The organism is Streptomyces xinghaiensis S187 (assembly GCF_000220705.2).
Lineage (GTDB): Bacteria > Actinomycetota > Actinomycetes > Streptomycetales > Streptomycetaceae > Streptomyces > Streptomyces xinghaiensis.
Window position 1 is genome coordinate 797,554 of the sequence record NZ_CP023202.1, and the last position, 14,474, is coordinate 812,027.

Consider the following 14,474-nt stretch of genomic DNA (forward strand, 5'->3'; position numbering starts at 1 on the left):
CCCGCCACATCCGCCCCCTTGCAGCATCGCCACCGGCCTGGCCGCGCCGCCCGTGCGGTCCGCTGCCGCGGCCGGGCGGAGTCCGACGCTAGTGGCGTCAAGTCAGCCTGTACAGGCGAGAGTTGCCCAGTGTGATCGTCTGCGGCGTCGAGGGCCCGGGACCCGGGTGAGCCGGGGCCCGGCCGCGCGTACGCCCCACGTCGCGGTCGGCGGCCGGGCGTCGAAGGAACACACGTACGGTTACGATGCCTTGACCGGGCACGGAGACGGACGGTGGCGGATACGCCCGAGCTCGCGGCGGATACGCACCGTTCACGAGTACCGCTCCGCGTACTGAGCGTCAGCGTACGCACACATTCGGTGGACAGCGTATGTGACTCCGCGTAACGATGGAGCCGAGTCAGAAGCGGTACGGGGTGGCATGTGCGCGGGAGGTGGCCGATGGCGGCCGAGGTGGCCTACGGGAACACGGACGACGATGCCGGGGAAGCGGTGACAGGGGGAATGCGCGCCGGGGTCGGTCCCGAGCCGGGGCCGTCGGACAGCATGCGCACGTTCGGGGCGGTCGTCCAGGCCCTGCGGGAGCACGCCGGCCTGAGCCGCGCGGAGTTGGGCACTCTGGTCCGCTTCTCGAAGCACACGGTCGAGTCGGTCGAACTGGGCCGCCGGATGCCGGACCGCGCCTTCGTGGAGCGGGCGGAGGAGGTTCTCGGCAACACGGGAGCGCTGCGGCGGGCCGCGCCGCATCTGTCGCGGCAGGTGGGGCTGGCGAGTTGGTTCCGGCAGTGGGCGCGGCTGGAGACGCACGCGGTGACGTTGTGGACCTACGAGTGCCGGGTGATTCCCGGCCTGCTCCAGACCGAGCGCTACGCGCGGGCCGTGACGGAGAGCGTGCCGCCCGTGAAGGACGAGGAGCAGGTGGCCAAGCAGGTGACGGCCCGTCTGGAGCGGCAGCACCTGTTCGAGCGCAGGCCGCCGATCGCGTTCAGCTTCATCATCGAACAGGCGCTCCTCGAGCGCGGTACGGGCGGCCCGGACGTGACGCGGGAGCTGCTCGACCATCTGCTGGAGCGGTCCGCACGGTTCAACGTCGAGTTGCAGATCATGCCGCGCTGCCAGCCGGATCACGCGGGGTTCGACGGTCCGTTGAGGCTCCTCGAAGCGCGGGACAACAAGTGGTTCGGCTACGCGGAGTGCCAGCGCGGCGGGGTGCTGATCTCGGACCGGAAAGAGGTCAGCATCATGCTCCAGCGGTATGCGAAACTGCGTTCACAGGCCCTCACCTCCGAGGATTCCAGGGGCCTGCTGACGCGACTTCGAGGAGCGCTATGAGCAGCATCGACGAACGGGCTTGGTTCAAGAGCAGCTACAGCGGTTCCGACGGCGACGACTGCGTCGAGGTGGCGAAGGGCACGCGGGCGGTCCACGTCCGGGACTCCAAGGACCGGCGGAGCCCCGAACTCGCCTTCTCCCCCGCCGCGTGGAACGCCTTCATCACCCACACGGCGCAGGGCTGACCCGCACGGCACACCGCACGCCCCGTGCCGGACACGTCCGGCACGGGGCGCTGCCGTGCCTACCGTGGTGCGACGGTCGCGCATACGCCCCGCACGGCCGTTCCGTCGGGCCGGGTCCACCCGGCGACGAGGTGGGCGGACGATGCCTGCGGGGCCTCCTCCGGCCGCAGGACGCGGTTGACCTGAACGTCGAACCCGTCGCCGCCGGGGCCGGTTCCCCGCACGGTGACGGTCGGGTCGGGGGTGTCGCTCTCGCTCTGGTGCTGCGGTGTCACCTCGCCCCGCAGGAGGGCGCGCAGCTGCTCCGTCACCACCGGGTCGTGAACGCCGTCGTAGACCCAGCGGGTGCCGAGCACTCCGTGCTCGGACGTGCCGATCAGCGCCTCGCCGCCGGCACCGTCCAGCGCCGCACCGCGGTAGCTCAGCGGCACCAGGTACGCCACCGGTTCCCGTGCGCTGACGTCCGTCACGATCATGAACTCGATGCCGACCGCGCCTTCCGGGTCGTCCAGCCGGAACCCGCCGGCCTTGACCAGGTCCGGCGCTTCCGCCTCGCCCAGGTACCAGCTCTGCTTCGGCAGCCAGCCGGTGAGCAGTTCCAGTTTGGTGGGCGTCATGGTGGTGCGGTGGATGAAGGCCATGCGAGCTCCCTCAGGCGTGGGTCCGGGGCCCGTCTGCCGACGGGATGTGACCGAACCTATCGGAGCCGGCCGTGCTCCCGGGCGGCGTCCGGACCTCAGGCCCAGCCGTGGGCCTGCTGGGTGCGGCGCGCCAGGGTGTCGATGACGACCGCGCCGAGCAGCACCACACCGATGATCATGAACTGCACGGCACCCGGGATGCCCAGCAGCGCCATACCGGAGGCGACCGACTGGATCACCAGGATGCCCAGGAGCGCCGACCAGGTGCGGCCCCGGCCGCCGAAGAGGCTGGTGCCGCCGATGACGGCCGCGGCGATGGCCTCGATCAGCAGGTTGCCGGAACCCGCCGTCGCACTGGCCGAGCTGACCCGGGAGGCCAGGAACAGGCCCCCGATCGCGGCCATCGTGCTGGAGATCATGAAGACGGACACGCACACCGACGTCACGGCGATACCGGCGCGCCGGGCCGGCTCGATGTTGCCGCCGAGGGCGACGATCCGGCGGCCGTAGGGAGTACGGCGCAGCAGCACATCGAGGCAGACCAGGAAGACCAGGAAGATCAGCAGGGCGAGGGGCAGTCCCAGGAACTGGTTGAGTGTCCAGCCGGCGGTGAAGGAGACGGCGGCGAGGGCCAGGGTGCGCAACACGATCTCGGGCAGGCCCCGGACCGGCAGGGCGCCGGCGGCTCTGCGGCGCCGCGCGGTCCGGTAGGACGACAGGAAGTAGGCGAGCGTGCCCAGCGCCGCCAGGGCGTAGGCGACGGCGACGTCGTGGAAGTAGGAGTGGGTGAGCCTGACGACCGGGCCGTTCTCGTCCAGGAGGATGGTGCCCTGCCCGGCGAAGATGTACAGCGTCAGACCGTTCCAGCCCAGCAGCCCCGCGAGCGTGACGACGAAGGACGGGACGCCCACTCTGGCGACGAAGAAACCGTGGACCGCGCCGATCGCCGCACCGACGGCGAGCGCGAGGAGAACGGCGGTCGCCTCCGGGACGCCGTGCCGCACGTTGAGCGCGGCGAACAGGGCCGCGGACAGGGCGCCGACGGAGGCGACCGAGAGGTCGATCTCGGCCAGGAGCAGTACGAACACCACGCCGACGGCCACGAGGCCGGCGCCGACGATGTCGATGCCGAGGTTGGAGAGGTTGCGCGGGCTGAGGAAGTCGGGGTCCAGGATGCCGAACACGGCCCAGATCACGGCGAGGGCGACGAGGGCGGGGGCGGAGCCGAGCTGTCCCTCGCGCATCCGTCGCCGCGTGGCGTCCAGCCGGCTCTTCAGCCGGCGCCGCGCCTCCCGGCCGCGGGAGCCGGACTGCTCGGGCGGGTCGGGGGGGCCGGACGGCTCGGGCGGGTCGGCCGGGTGCGGTCTCGTGGACGTCACAGTTGCCACTCCGGGGTCGCGCGCTGGACGACGGCGTTGTCCGTGGCGCCGGTGATGGAGGAGACGATCTGCTCCTGGGAGGTGGTCGGGACGTCGAAGAAGCCGTTGTTGTGTCCCAGCCGCAGGACCGCCGCGCGGTCCGCGACGGCCTTGACGTCGCCGAGGTTGTGGCTGATGAGCAGGACACCGAGTCCGCGCTCGCGCAGTCGCTCGATGAGATCGAGGACCTGGACGGACTGCTGGACGCTCATGGCCGCGGTGGGCTCGTCCAGCAGGAGCAGCCGGGGGTCGCCGAGGAGGCAGCGGCAGATCGCGATTCCCCTCCGGTGACCGGCCGACAGCGAGGCGACGGGTACCCGCAGGTCGGGAATGCGGAGGGACAGGGTGCTCAGCAGTTCCCGGGCCTGCTGCTCCATCCGCACCTCGTCCAGGAACCCCAGCCGGCTGATCTCCCGCCCGAGGAAGAGGTTCCCGACCACGTCGATGTTCTCGCACAGGGAGAGGTCCTGGTAGGCGGCCGCGATGCCCAGTTCGCGGGCGTCCCGGGGCCGGGAGATCCGGACGGTGCGGCCCTGCCATGCGATGACGCCCTCGTCGGCCGGCCCGGCACCGCTGATCACCTTGAGGAGCGTGGACTTGCCCGCGCCATTGCCGCCGACCACGGCGACGACCTCTCCGGCGTGGATCTCGAGGTCGACGTCCAGCAGTGCCTGCACGGCGCCGAACCGTTTGGAGATGCCGCGCAGCGCCAGCAGCACAGGTGGGGTCGGCACGTGGGATCTTCCCTTGTCTTGAGCGCCTGCGCGCCGGGCACGGCCCTAGCCAAGGAGACCGGCCTCCTCGCAGGCGGAGCGGATGTCGGGGGTGCAGATCTGGTCGGTGGTGTACTTGCCGCTTCTGATCACGGTGTCGATGGTCTCGGCGGTCAGCGCGATGGGCTCGAGTACGACGGAGGGGATGGCCTGGCGGGAGCCGTTGTCGACCGTCCCCGTGGCGATGTCCTCGACGCTCTCCCCCCGCCCCAGCGCGACAGCCATCTCGGCGGCGGCGTGGGCCTCGGGGGTGAAGGGTTTGTAGACGGTCATGAACTGCTCGCCGGTGACGATGCGCTGTACGGCGGCGAGGTCCGCGTCCTGGCCGGTGATCGGAGGCAGCGGGTCGACGCTGGCCGACCTCAGAGCGGCGATGGCTCCCGAGGCGAGGCCGTCGTTGGCGGCGTAGACGCCGTCGATCCGGTCGGGGCCGAGGTCGGCGATGGCGGCGGTCATGTCGGCGTAGGCGTTCTGGGGGTCCCAGTTGAGCACTTCGTACTGCTTGCCGATCTCCACCCGGCCCTCGAGGACGGAGAGGGCTCCTTTCTTCAGGTCGGCCGCGTTCGGGTCGGTCGGCGAGCCGTTCAGCATGACGATGCGGGGCCGGGACCCGTTCGGGCCCAGTGCCCTCAGCAGTGCCGTGGCCTGCAGCCTGCCGATCTCCTCGCCGTTGTAGGAGACGTATCCGGAGATGGGGCCCTTGGCCAGCTGGTCGTAGGCGACGACGGGCACCCCGGCCGCCGCCGCGCCGCGCACCGTGGGACGTGCCGCCCTGGAGTCGACGGAGCCGAGGATCAGCACGTCGATGCCGCTGGTCAGCAGCGCCCGGAGCTGTCGCTGCTGAGCGGCGGCGTCCGGCCCGCTCGGGGAGTAGCGCACCGTGCAGGCCGCGCACAGTTCGCGGACTCGGCTCTCGATCAGCGGCCGGTCGAACCGCTCCCAGCGGTCGGCCTGGTTGGCCGGGAGGAGGAGTCCGATGGTGAAGCCCCCCGTGTGGGGTGTGGCGGTGCCCCCGTTCGGCTGTCTTCCGGACTGGGCGGCCCGTCCGCAGGCCGCGGTGACGAGCGCGACGAGGGTGACGAGCAGGACGGCCCGGCCCCGGTGTGGCTTCATCCCCGGCACCTCCCGGGCCGCCCGGCCCACCTCGATTCAGCGACTGGACGATATTTTCCTATTATGTCTCATTCTGTTCCCGGAGTGTCTCCTCGGCCGGTCCGGTTCCCCTGGGTGGGCTCCTCCTCCGAGCCGAGCGGTTCCGGTTCTGGCTCCGGTTCCGGTTCCGGTTCCCGCGACGGCAGGGCGATCTCGCTCCACACCTGCTTGCCGCCGCTGAGCGGCACCGAACCCCAGGACTCCGACACCGCTTCGACCATGAGGATGCCCCTGCCGCCGGTCGCCTCCCAGTCCATGCTGGCCGGCTTGACCGGCGTACGCGGTGAGGAGTCGCTGACCGCGACACGCATCCGGTTTCCGGTCAGCGCGAGATCCAGCCGGACCTCTCCCCGGGTGTGCACCAGAGCGTTGGTCACCAGTTCGCTGACCACCAGGAGAACGGTGTCGGCCTCCTCCACCGCGTCCCACGCGCGCAGCATCCGGGTGGTGAAGCGGCGCGCGTGCGCGGCCGCGTCGGGCAGCCGCCAGACCGCCCAGCCCGCCCGGCGCGGCCGGACCGCCATCCCGTCGTAGCGCAGCAGAAGCAGCGCCAGGTCGTCGTCGCGGCGCGCACCGCCGCCGAGCAGGGCCGCTGCCATGCCCTCGGGGTCGGAGGGATCGGCGGCCGCCAGGCAGTCACCCACGCGGCGCATCCCCTCCTCCATCCCCGTCTCCGGCGACTCCAGCAGGCCGTCCGTCATCAGGGCCAGGACGGAGCCGGGCGCGATGGCGGCGGTGGCCATCGGGAACGCCGCCTGAGCGTCCACGCCCAGCGGCGGGCCGCCTTCGACCTGCAGCTCCGTCGTTCCGCCCTCCGGATCGCGCAGCACGGGCGGCAGGTGCCCGGCCCGTACGAACCAGGCGTTGCCCTCCTCCATGTCCAGGGCGACGTAGCAGACGGTGGCGAACAGGTCGGTCTCCATCCCGGTCAGCAGCCGGTTGGCATGCGAGATGACCACGTCGGGGGTGTGGCCCTCCACGGCGTAGGCCCTGATCGCCGTACGCATCTGTCCCATGACGGTGGCGGCCGCGGCGCTGTGCCCCTCCACGTCCCCGATGACGAAGGCCACCTGGCGGTCCGACAGCGGGATCACGTCGTACCAGTCGCCTCCCACCTCCAGCCCCGTGGCGGCGGGGAGGTAGCGGACGACGGCCACGCCGCCGGGCAGGGCGGGCAGCGTGCGGGGCAGCAGACTGCGCTGAAGCATCGCGACCAGCTCACGCTCGGCGTCGAACGCGCGGGCCCGCATCAGGGCCTGCCCCGCCAGGGAAGCGGCGGCGGTCAGCAGGGAACGCTCCTGCAGGCCGAACTCCTGTGCCTCGTTCCAGCCGATCACACACGCGCCGAGCCTCCGGCCCTCGGCGGGCAGCGGCAGCAGCGCCAGCCCTCCGGCGCCCAGCCCCGCCAGGTCCGGTGGGGCGGCCGTGCCCGGCGGCCACAGGTGTACGTTCCCCTCGCGCAGGGTGCCCTCCACCGTGGGGAGGGAGCCGGGGAGGGCGTCGCGCCACTCCGCGCGCCAGGCCGACCGCCACGCCTGCGGCCAGGCGCCCGGATCCCGGGGGTCGAGGACGGTGACCATCAGCCGGTCGCTCACGAGTTCGACGAGCGCCACCCGGTCGGCGCCCAGCGAATCGAGGAGGGCCCCGACGATGTCGCGGGGACTCGTGGTGTCGGCGAGGGCGGTGGCCAGCCGCTGGACCCTGGAGACCTCGTGGGCCCGGGGCCGCAGACGGGAGGCTTCCGCGACGACGCCGAACAGCCGGTCCGGCCGTCCCGCCGGGTCGAGACCCAGCCGGCAGCTGAGCGACAGCCAGCGCAGTTCCCCGGTGCTCAGCCGGGTCCGGAACTCCAGGTCCCGGAGGCCGGTGGCGCGCTCGTCCGGCTCGACGAGGGACATCAGGGCCGGCAGGTCGTCGGGAACCGCGCGCCACAGCAGGGTCTCGACGCGTCCGTCGAAGTCCTCCGGCGCGATGCCGAACAGCTCGGGCAGCCGGCTGTCCGCCTCGATACCGCCGGTGTCCAGAGCCAGGGTGAAGGAACCCGGGCGGATCCGGCGCAGCACCGCACCGGCCGGAGCCGGCTCCCGCGCGCTGCCGGGGACGACGGGCCCGGTCTGAGGCCGGCCGTCCGCCTCCAGCCGGGTCGTGAGCTGGCCGGCGTACATCTCCAGCAGGTGGCGGCGAGTGCTGTCGAAGCCGTACGGGCCGTCGTCGACGACGAGCAGGCAGCCCAGCCGCCCGCCCTCCGCGCCCAGCGGCAGGACCGCCGCCGACACCACCGGCGTTTCGGCGGCGGTGGCCGCCTCGACGGTGGCCGTCTCCCTCGTGGCCCTCTCCCCCGTGACCGGCCACACGGCGCGGCCGGTGCGATAGGCATCCGCCACCGGGGAGCGGTCGTCCAGCGACAGAGTCTCGGGCACCTCGTACGGCGTACTGGTCCGGCCGAGGGTATCGATCAGCCGCAGCCTGCCGGTGCCCTCCGCGTCGCGCACGTAGACGGCCGCCATCGCCGCCCCCGCGAAACCGAACGCCGTCCCTGCGCTCTCCCTCATCCCGTCGCCTCCGAACCGGCCGGGTACGGCCGCCTCCAGAGTATGGAGAAACCACCGCCCGCACCCTGCCGGGAAACGCGCATGCGGCCCACGACGGGCCCATCGCGCCTGTCAGCCTCCGGACGGCACCCGAGCCGCCCCGGCTCGCGGCTGCCCTCGGGCTCAGCCGGTGAAAGCCCCGTCTCTCCCGCACCCGCGGCCGCGCCGCTGTCGGGGCTGCTGCACGGTTTGGTGACCAAGGGGTTTACGCCGCGAGGGCCGCGGCGGGGTCCATAACGGCCTCGCAGGTCGCGCACCAGTCTCCCCGCACACGCGAGTATGCGTCACGGCTGCGCCTCACGGGTACTTCAGACAAGGGGTCCCAACGTTGGCTGCCGCCACGCGGCAATGGCCTGCACACCAGGGGGGACATGTCCGCGAACACAGTCACACTGCTCGTTGGGGCGACCACGGCGCTCGTGGCATTGGCCGGCTACCTCCTGACGCAGGCAACCGCAAGACGAGATCGAGAGACACACTTCTACGCCCGCGCACTGGAGGCAATAAAAGAGTTCGAGGAAATGCCCTACCGAATATCCCGCAGACCCTCCTCCGATGGAGCCACACGTTCAGCGGTCGGGGGACAGTTGAGCGACACATACGTCGAAGTGGAATTCTATCGAGCCTGGCTTCGGATTCACTCACCACTCGCAGGCGAGGCCTACTCGATCCTCCTGACACGCTGCCATCGGGAACTGCGCGAGCACATCCGAAAGGCGTGGGAAAATCCGGCGCTTGAAACGGACAGCGAGGCTCAACTGAACGGAGAATTCGACATCGACAATTCCGTGGAGTGGGAGCTCTTCATACTGGTAGCGGGGCGGGAATTGTCCCTTCGGGAACCACTGCGACGCATCGGCACACGCCAGGCGATCAGAAAATACAGGACGCAGTACCCCGATCGATGACTATCGCGCGACCGTGCTGCCGGTTCACCTTTCTGTTCATCAGCCCGCAGCACTGGTATGCCTTGACCACGGTCCGCTCACCGAGCCCGGACAGCAGCAGCCCGCCGCGTAGTGGCTGGTGCGGGCTCGGGTCCGGTGACGGGCGCGCAGGCGGCGCCGGTGCATGACGAGTCGGGTGCGGGCGGTACGGGCAGGGACGACCCGGCCATGGAGACAGACGGCCGGCGACCAACCTGGGGCCCTCGCGGCGGTCCGCGCGGGGGTCCGAAGCGGTCACGGCAGGCGCGTGGTCGTCCACGTCCTGATGCCGTAGAGGACCCGGGCGGTGCCGCCGTCCGGGATGAACTGCGCCAGCTCGTGCGCCAGTTCGGAACCGATCCGCTGCCGCACCGCCGCCACGTCCTGCGCGCCCACGGCCGGGGACCGACCCGGTCAGTCGTGCGGAGCCTGCCCGCTCACCCGGTGGTCCGCGTGACTGAGCGCTTCCACGACGAGGCGCCGCAGATGCCCGTCGCTGAGGCGGTAGTGGATGTGCCGCCCTTCCCTGCGGGTGTCCACGAGCCCGGCGAGCCGCAGCTTGGCCAGATGCTGGCTGACCGCCGTACGCGACGCGTCGCACTGCTCGGCGAGCGATCCGACGTCCGCCTCACCCTGCGCGAGCAGCCACAGCAGATGCAGGCGGGTGGCGTCCGAGAGCATCGCGAACACCCCTGTCGCCTCGGCGAGCCGCGCGGTGTCGGGAGCCCGCAGATGCGCACCGGCCGCAGGTGACATGGCTTGGCGCTCGGACATGAGGCCAGCCTAGAGCCATCGGCCGGGGAGAACACATTCAGCCATCATGTGCGCAGGTGCGCACATGATGGCTATACTCCCGGCACCGCCGTGCCCGCCGACCGCCCGGGGAGCCGCCCCCATGCTCGCCGTCCTCCGCGACCGCACCTACCGCCGTCTCTTCACCGCCCAGGTCGTCGCTCTGACCGGCACCGGGCTGGCCACCGTCGCACTCGCTCTGCTGGCCTACGACCTCGCCGGGGCCGAGGCCGGCTCCGTACTCGGCACCGCGCTCGCCCTCAAGATGACGGCGTACGTGGCGATCGCCCCGGCCGCCGGCGCGCTGGCCGGCCGGCTGCCGCGCCGGGCGCTCATGGTGTCCGCGGACCTCGTCCGTGCCGGGGTGGCGCTGTTCCTGCCGTTCGTCGACCAGGTGTGGCAGGTGTACGCCCTGGTCTTCCTTCTCCAGTCCGCCTCGGCCGTGTTCACGCCGGTGTTCCAGGCCGTCATCCCCGACGTGCTGCCCGAGGAGCGCGACTACACCCGGGCCCTGTCCCTGTCGCGGCTCGCGTACGACCTGGAAAGCCTGTTCTCCCCCGCGCTGGCGGCCGCGCTGCTGTCGGTGATCACGTACAACTGGCTCTTCACCGGCACCGTGCTGGGTTTCCTCGCCTCGGCCGCTCTGGTGGTCTCCGCGGCCCTGCCCGGACCGGCCGCCCGCCCGGCGCCGGGACGCACGGGCGGCGCCTTCTCCCGGGCGACCGCGGGCACCCGCCTCTTCCTCGCCGTCCCGCGGCTGCGGGCGCTGCTCGCCCTGAACCTGGCGGTCGCGGCGGCCGGCGCGATGGTAACGGTCAACTCCATCGTCTACGTCCGTGCCCATCTGGGACTGCCGGAGGCTGCCGTGGCGGTCGCGCTGGGCGCGTACGGTGCCGGGTCGATGACCGTGGCCCTGGTCCTGCCCCGGGTTCTCGACAGGCTGCCGGACCGGTCCGTGATGCTGCCGGGCGCGCTGACGCTCGCCGTCGTCTTCGCCGGGCTCGGGGCCGTCACCACCGCCCAGAGCGGAAGCTGGCGCCCGCCCGCGCTGCTCGCCGTGTGGGCGGCGTTCGGCGCGGCCTGCTCGATGGTGCTCACTCCGGCAGGGCGGCTCATCCGCCGTTCGGCACCGCCGGAGGAGCGTACGGCGGCGTTCGCCGCGCAGTTCTCCCTCTCTCACGGCTGCTGGCTGGTGACGTATCCGCTGGCCGGATGGCTGGGGGCGGCGGCCGGGCTCGCGTGGGCGGTCGCGGCTCTGGGCGGGATCACGCTGGCCTCCTCCCTGCTGGCGGTGCGGCTCTGGTCGTCGCGCCCCGCGCACGTCCACACCGGCCTGCCCGCCGGGCACCCCCACCTGGTGGGTGCCCGGCGGGTGCGGGCGGGCCGGCGGCACCGCCACGGCGGCCTCGACGACGGCCTGCACAGCCGCCTGTAGGATCCGGCGCGACTCCGGCGGTCCGGCGGCGAACCCGGCGGTCACGCGACCCCCGTGGCCACGGGCTGCGGGGCCCCGAGATGCCCCGCCCGGTGCAGCCTCACGACCAGCCCCGCACACAGGAACCCGGTCGCCGCCAGCACCGCCCAGGGCAGCCACCCCGCTCCCGCGTCGAAGAGCGCCCCCACGGCCAGGTTGCCCACGGAGATCGCGATGCCCGAGGCGGTGTTGTAGGCGCCGTAGTACGTCGCGACGAGCCGCTCCCCGGACAGCCGGACGACGGTGTCCATCTCGAAGGGGTAGAGCAGCGCCCCGCCCCAGGCCAGCAGGGCCGCGCAGGCGGTGAGGGAGAGGATGCCCGTCGCACGGCCGAGGCTGCCCGGGGGCACGCCCGGCATCAGCGGCACGAAGGCCGCGCCCATCACCGCCAGGCCGCACGCGACGGCCCGCGGTCCGGAGAGGTGCCGCCTCGCCCACGCGGTCAGCCTGAGCTGCCCGGACAGCGCGGCCAGGGCGGAGACGGCGAAGACCGCCCCCGTGACGAGTCCGGCTCGGTCGCCGAAGAGTTCGCGGGCCCGGAGCGGGAGGGCCAGGTAGACCTGGAAGGCGAGGACGTAGGAGCCGGTCATCGCGGCGGCGAAGAGGAGGAAGGGACGGTTGGCGGCGACGGCGCGCCAGTCGGAGGCGACGGCCCGCCAGGCCGGCTCGGCGCCGCGGTCACGGGGCGGGCGGGCCGGAAGCGCACGCCACTGCAGGAGGGCCAGGATCCCGAAGACGAGGGCGGCGACCGCGCAGACCCCGCGGAAGTCCCAGGCCAGCAGGGCAAGTCCGGCGAGCGGGCCGATGAGGATGCCGGCCTGGTAGAAGACGTTGAAGGCGGCGAACGCCTCCACCCGGCGCTCCTCGCCCGCCGCCTCGGCGAGGTAGGCGCGCACGGCCGGGTTGAAGAGCGCGCCCGCCAGGCCGGTCGCCGCCGAGGCCGCGACGAGGGCGGGCAGCGAGTCCACCAGCCCCAGCAGGGCGAAGGCCACCGTCCGCAGCGCGCACCCGGCCAGGATCAGCGGTTTGCAGCCGTAGCGGTCGGCGAGGGTGCCGCCGATGAGGAACATGCCCTGCTGGGAGAGGTTGCGCACGCCCAGGACCAGGCCGACCGTCCACGCCGCGAGGCCGAGGCCGTGGGAGAGGTGGTCGGCGAGGTACGGCATCAGCATGTAGAAGCCGAGGTTGATACCGAACTGATTGACCATCAACAGCCGTACGGGCGCGTCGAAGGAAGCCACCTGGGCCCGCAGGCGCCTCATCGGACGTCCGCCTTCGCGAGGTCGCGGCCGCGGTCACGGCCCAGTGGGTCGCGGACGCGGCGGCAACGGGTCCAGCCGGTCACCAGGCGCTCGCCGGGGTCGGCGATCTCGTCGGGCTCCTCCGGCCGCTCCCGGCCGAGGATGCCGTGCTCCTCGCACCAGGCGTCGTTGTAGACGGTCTCCAGGTAGCGGTGCGGGCCGTCGGGAAAGATCGCGGCGATCCGGGTGCCGGGCGGGAAGGTGCGGGCCGCCCAGCCGGCGACCAGGGCGACCGCGCCCACGCTCCAGCCGCCGGAGGCGTAGTGGCGCCGGGCCAGTTGGCGGCAGGCCCAGACGGCTTCCGCCGGGGCGACCCAGTGGACCTCGTCGAAGGCCGGGTAGTCGACGTTGGAGGGATGGATGCTGGAGCCCAGACCGCGCATCAGGCGTGGCCCGGCCGGCTGGCCGAAGATCGCGGAGCCCACCGAGTCGACTCCGATCAGCCCGAGGCCGGGAACGTACTCGCGCAGCACCCGGGCGGTGCCGGCCGAGTGCCCGCCGGTGCCGACCGCCGACACCAGGACGTCCACCCGGCCGAGTTGGGCGATCAGCTCGGCGGCCAGCGGGCGGTAGGCGGCCGCGTTGTCGGGATTGTGGTACTGGTCCGGGCAGTACCCGTCCGGGGTACGGGCGAGGAGCTCGGCGACGCGCTCGCGCCGGGCCTCCTGCCAGCCGCCCTCGGGGTGCGGCGCGGCGACCTGCTCGACGTGCGCGCCGAGGGCGGTGAGCAGGCGGGCCACGGCCGGTTCCATACCGCTGTCCGAGACGACGGTGACGGGGTGGCCGTAGGTCAGCCCGGCCAGCGCCAGCCCCAGGCCGAGCGTGCCGCTGGAGGACTCGACGATCGGCGCGCCCGGGGCGAGTTCGCCCCGCCTGCGGGCCTCGCGGACCATGTGGAGGCCGGGGCGGTCCTTGATGCCGCCGGGGTTGGCACCCTCCAGCTTCGCGTGGAAGCCGCGCCCGGGCGGGGCGAAGGGCTCATCGACCCACAGGACCGGCGTGCCGCCGACCAGGTGGGCGGGGTGACGGACAATCCGGGGCGCGGGGGCGAGCGCCCCGGGTGAGAGCAGGGAGAAGGGTTCGAGCAGGGAGAGATCCATGGCGCGTACGGCTCCTTCGCGCCCCGGCGCTCATGAGGCGGGGGGCGGCGTTGGCGTTGGCGTTCGGGCTGCAGTGGCGCGGGCACGCCTGACCACGGCCCGCCACCGTCCTGGGCGGAGCGCGGGGTGAACAGGCGTGTGGGCTGCGGCTACTGACGCCAAACGCAGTGGAGCGCGAGAGCGGACCGGCCATCCGGGGCGCGGGGACCGCCCCGCGATCCTTCGAGGGCCGAGCCGCTGAAGGGGGCCTGCTGAGCATCCGCGGCCGGGAGCCAGGACGGGTACGGGGACATCCCGGACACGTCGGGGCTCCACGCGGTCACGGCATGGGGTGGGGCGACAGCGCGCGGACGGTCGACCGCATGGTCGACGTGACCGTCCGCGTGGTCCTGGTCCTGGTCGTGGTCGGACCCGTGGTCGTGGTGAGACCCGTGGTCGTGCTCGTGGTCCTGCCCGTCCCCGTGCTCGGGCTCGGGGGGAGTGCCGGAACCCCAGGCAGTGAGGTGGGCACAGGACGATGCGCCGACCTGGCCGCGCGACCCGGTGAAGCCCGGTCCGTGGACATGTCCCGCAAGATGGGCCGCGATCAGCACGACCAGGCCGAGCAGCAGGCCCATCCGGCCCACTTGCACGGCGGCCGGTGGGCCGATACGCAGTCCGATCACACACAGAAGGTATTCGACCGGGTGCGCTTCGTTACGGACGCGGTCTTTGGGGTGTCGCCCCAACAGGACTCCCGACAGTGGGCGCCGCAAGGCCGCCTTCGCCACCGGGCCCCACTGCCGCGCA

General features: G+C 72.6%; 14 protein-coding genes. 4 read left to right on the forward strand and 10 right to left on the reverse strand.

Features of this window, described 5'->3' with window-relative positions:
* Window positions 1-504: 504 nt before the first annotated feature.
* On the forward strand, window positions 505-1,332 hold the full coding sequence (locus tag SXIN_RS03425) for a helix-turn-helix domain-containing protein (RefSeq protein WP_238153926.1): 828 nt from the start codon (window positions 505-507) through the stop codon (window positions 1,330-1,332).
* Window positions 1,329-1,517: a DUF397 domain-containing protein gene (locus SXIN_RS03430; protein ID WP_019710580.1), complete on the forward strand. Its 189-nt coding sequence runs from the start codon at window positions 1,329-1,331 to the stop codon at window positions 1,515-1,517. Before SXIN_RS03425 ends, SXIN_RS03430 begins: the two co-directional genes overlap by 4 nt.
* A 59-nt stretch (window positions 1,518-1,576) precedes the next feature.
* Here SXIN_RS03430 and SXIN_RS03435 read toward each other — a convergent pair whose 3' ends face one another.
* The 5 genes from SXIN_RS03435 to SXIN_RS03455 form a co-directional block, all read right to left on the reverse strand.
* Window positions 1,577-2,158 (reverse strand): maltokinase N-terminal cap-like domain-containing protein, encoded by a 582-nt coding sequence (locus tag SXIN_RS03435; RefSeq protein ID WP_019710581.1) that lies wholly within the window; start codon window positions 2,156-2,158, stop codon window positions 1,577-1,579.
* Window positions 2,159-2,253: 95 nt separating this feature from the next.
* The gene (locus SXIN_RS03440; RefSeq protein WP_019710582.1) at window positions 2,254-3,537 is read right to left on the reverse strand and encodes a sugar ABC transporter permease; all 1,284 of its coding nucleotides are present in this window, start codon (window positions 3,535-3,537) and stop codon (window positions 2,254-2,256) included.
* A complete protein-coding gene (locus tag SXIN_RS03445) occupies window positions 3,534-4,310 on the reverse strand; it encodes an ATP-binding cassette domain-containing protein (protein ID WP_039822947.1) in 777 nt (258 codons plus the stop codon). The genes SXIN_RS03440 and SXIN_RS03445 overlap by 4 nt, the downstream gene beginning before the upstream one ends.
* A gap of 45 nt (window positions 4,311-4,355) precedes the next feature.
* Window positions 4,356-5,462 carry a sugar ABC transporter substrate-binding protein gene (locus tag SXIN_RS03450; RefSeq protein ID WP_050931008.1) on the reverse strand — a complete coding sequence of 369 codons (1,107 nt, stop codon included), beginning with the start codon at window positions 5,460-5,462 and terminating at the stop codon, window positions 4,356-4,358.
* 68 nt (window positions 5,463-5,530) lie between these two features.
* Complete coding sequence (locus tag SXIN_RS03455) at window positions 5,531-8,053, reverse strand: SpoIIE family protein phosphatase (protein WP_039822948.1); 2,523 nt, start codon at window positions 8,051-8,053, stop codon at window positions 5,531-5,533.
* Between the two features lie 410 nt (window positions 8,054-8,463).
* Between SXIN_RS03455 and SXIN_RS31140 the strand changes: the two genes are divergently transcribed.
* Window positions 8,464-9,000 carry a hypothetical protein gene (locus SXIN_RS31140; RefSeq protein ID WP_157916240.1) on the forward strand — a complete coding sequence of 179 codons (537 nt, stop codon included), beginning with the start codon at window positions 8,464-8,466 and terminating at the stop codon, window positions 8,998-9,000.
* 273 nt (window positions 9,001-9,273) lie between these two features.
* Here the strand turns inward: SXIN_RS31140 and SXIN_RS31145 are convergent, their stop codons facing one another.
* Together SXIN_RS31145 and SXIN_RS03460 are read right to left on the reverse strand one after the other, a co-directional pair.
* Window positions 9,274-9,414 (reverse strand): hypothetical protein, encoded by a 141-nt coding sequence (locus SXIN_RS31145; RefSeq protein ID WP_019710586.1) that lies wholly within the window; start codon window positions 9,412-9,414, stop codon window positions 9,274-9,276.
* A gap of 18 nt (window positions 9,415-9,432) precedes the next feature.
* Entirely contained in the window at window positions 9,433-9,792 is a 360-nt protein-coding gene (locus SXIN_RS03460) for an ArsR/SmtB family transcription factor (RefSeq protein ID WP_039822950.1), read from the reverse strand.
* 121 nt (window positions 9,793-9,913) lie between these two features.
* Here SXIN_RS03460 and SXIN_RS03465 point away from each other — a divergent pair, with 121 nt between their 5' ends.
* Window positions 9,914-11,245 (forward strand): MFS transporter, encoded by a 1,332-nt coding sequence (locus tag SXIN_RS03465; RefSeq protein WP_095756572.1) that lies wholly within the window; start codon window positions 9,914-9,916, stop codon window positions 11,243-11,245.
* Window positions 11,246-11,286: 41 nt separating this feature from the next.
* Here SXIN_RS03465 and SXIN_RS03470 read toward each other — a convergent pair whose 3' ends face one another.
* From SXIN_RS03470 to SXIN_RS03480, 3 genes are all read right to left on the reverse strand, one after another.
* The gene (locus SXIN_RS03470; RefSeq protein WP_019710589.1) at window positions 11,287-12,546 is read right to left on the reverse strand and encodes an MDR family MFS transporter; all 1,260 of its coding nucleotides are present in this window, start codon (window positions 12,544-12,546) and stop codon (window positions 11,287-11,289) included.
* Window positions 12,543-13,685, reverse strand: coding sequence for a PLP-dependent cysteine synthase family protein (locus SXIN_RS03475; RefSeq protein WP_019710590.1), 1,143 nt, complete (start codon window positions 13,683-13,685; stop codon window positions 12,543-12,545). The genes SXIN_RS03470 and SXIN_RS03475 overlap by 4 nt, the downstream gene beginning before the upstream one ends.
* 149 nt (window positions 13,686-13,834) lie before the next feature.
* Entirely contained in the window at window positions 13,835-14,350 is a 516-nt protein-coding gene (locus SXIN_RS03480) for a hypothetical protein (RefSeq protein WP_039822961.1), read from the reverse strand.
* Window positions 14,351-14,474 lie beyond the last annotated feature (124 nt).

Excerpts from the sequence above, each read along its gene's own strand:
- SXIN_RS03450 (WP_050931008.1), bottom strand. The coding sequence starts at position 5,462 with ATGAAGCCACACCGGGGCCGGGCCGTCCTGCTCGTCACCCTCGTCGCG.
- SXIN_RS03465 (WP_095756572.1), top strand. The coding sequence starts at position 9,914 with ATGCTCGCCGTCCTCCGCGACCGCACCTACCGCCGTCTCTTCACCGCC.
- SXIN_RS31140 (WP_157916240.1), top strand. The coding sequence starts at position 8,464 with ATGTCCGCGAACACAGTCACACTGCTCGTTGGGGCGACCACGGCGCTC.
- SXIN_RS03470 (WP_019710589.1), bottom strand. The coding sequence starts at position 12,546 with ATGAGGCGCCTGCGGGCCCAGGTGGCTTCCTTCGACGCGCCCGTACGG.
- SXIN_RS03455 (WP_039822948.1), bottom strand. The coding sequence starts at position 8,053 with ATGAGGGAGAGCGCAGGGACGGCGTTCGGTTTCGCGGGGGCGGCGATG.
- SXIN_RS03430 (WP_019710580.1), top strand. The coding sequence starts at position 1,329 with ATGAGCAGCATCGACGAACGGGCTTGGTTCAAGAGCAGCTACAGCGGT.
- SXIN_RS03460 (WP_039822950.1), bottom strand. The coding sequence starts at position 9,792 with ATGTCCGAGCGCCAAGCCATGTCACCTGCGGCCGGTGCGCATCTGCGG.
- SXIN_RS03475 (WP_019710590.1), bottom strand. The coding sequence starts at position 13,685 with ATGGATCTCTCCCTGCTCGAACCCTTCTCCCTGCTCTCACCCGGGGCG.
- SXIN_RS03435 (WP_019710581.1), bottom strand. The coding sequence starts at position 2,158 with ATGGCCTTCATCCACCGCACCACCATGACGCCCACCAAACTGGAACTG.
- SXIN_RS03425 (WP_238153926.1), top strand. The coding sequence starts at position 505 with ATGCGCGCCGGGGTCGGTCCCGAGCCGGGGCCGTCGGACAGCATGCGC.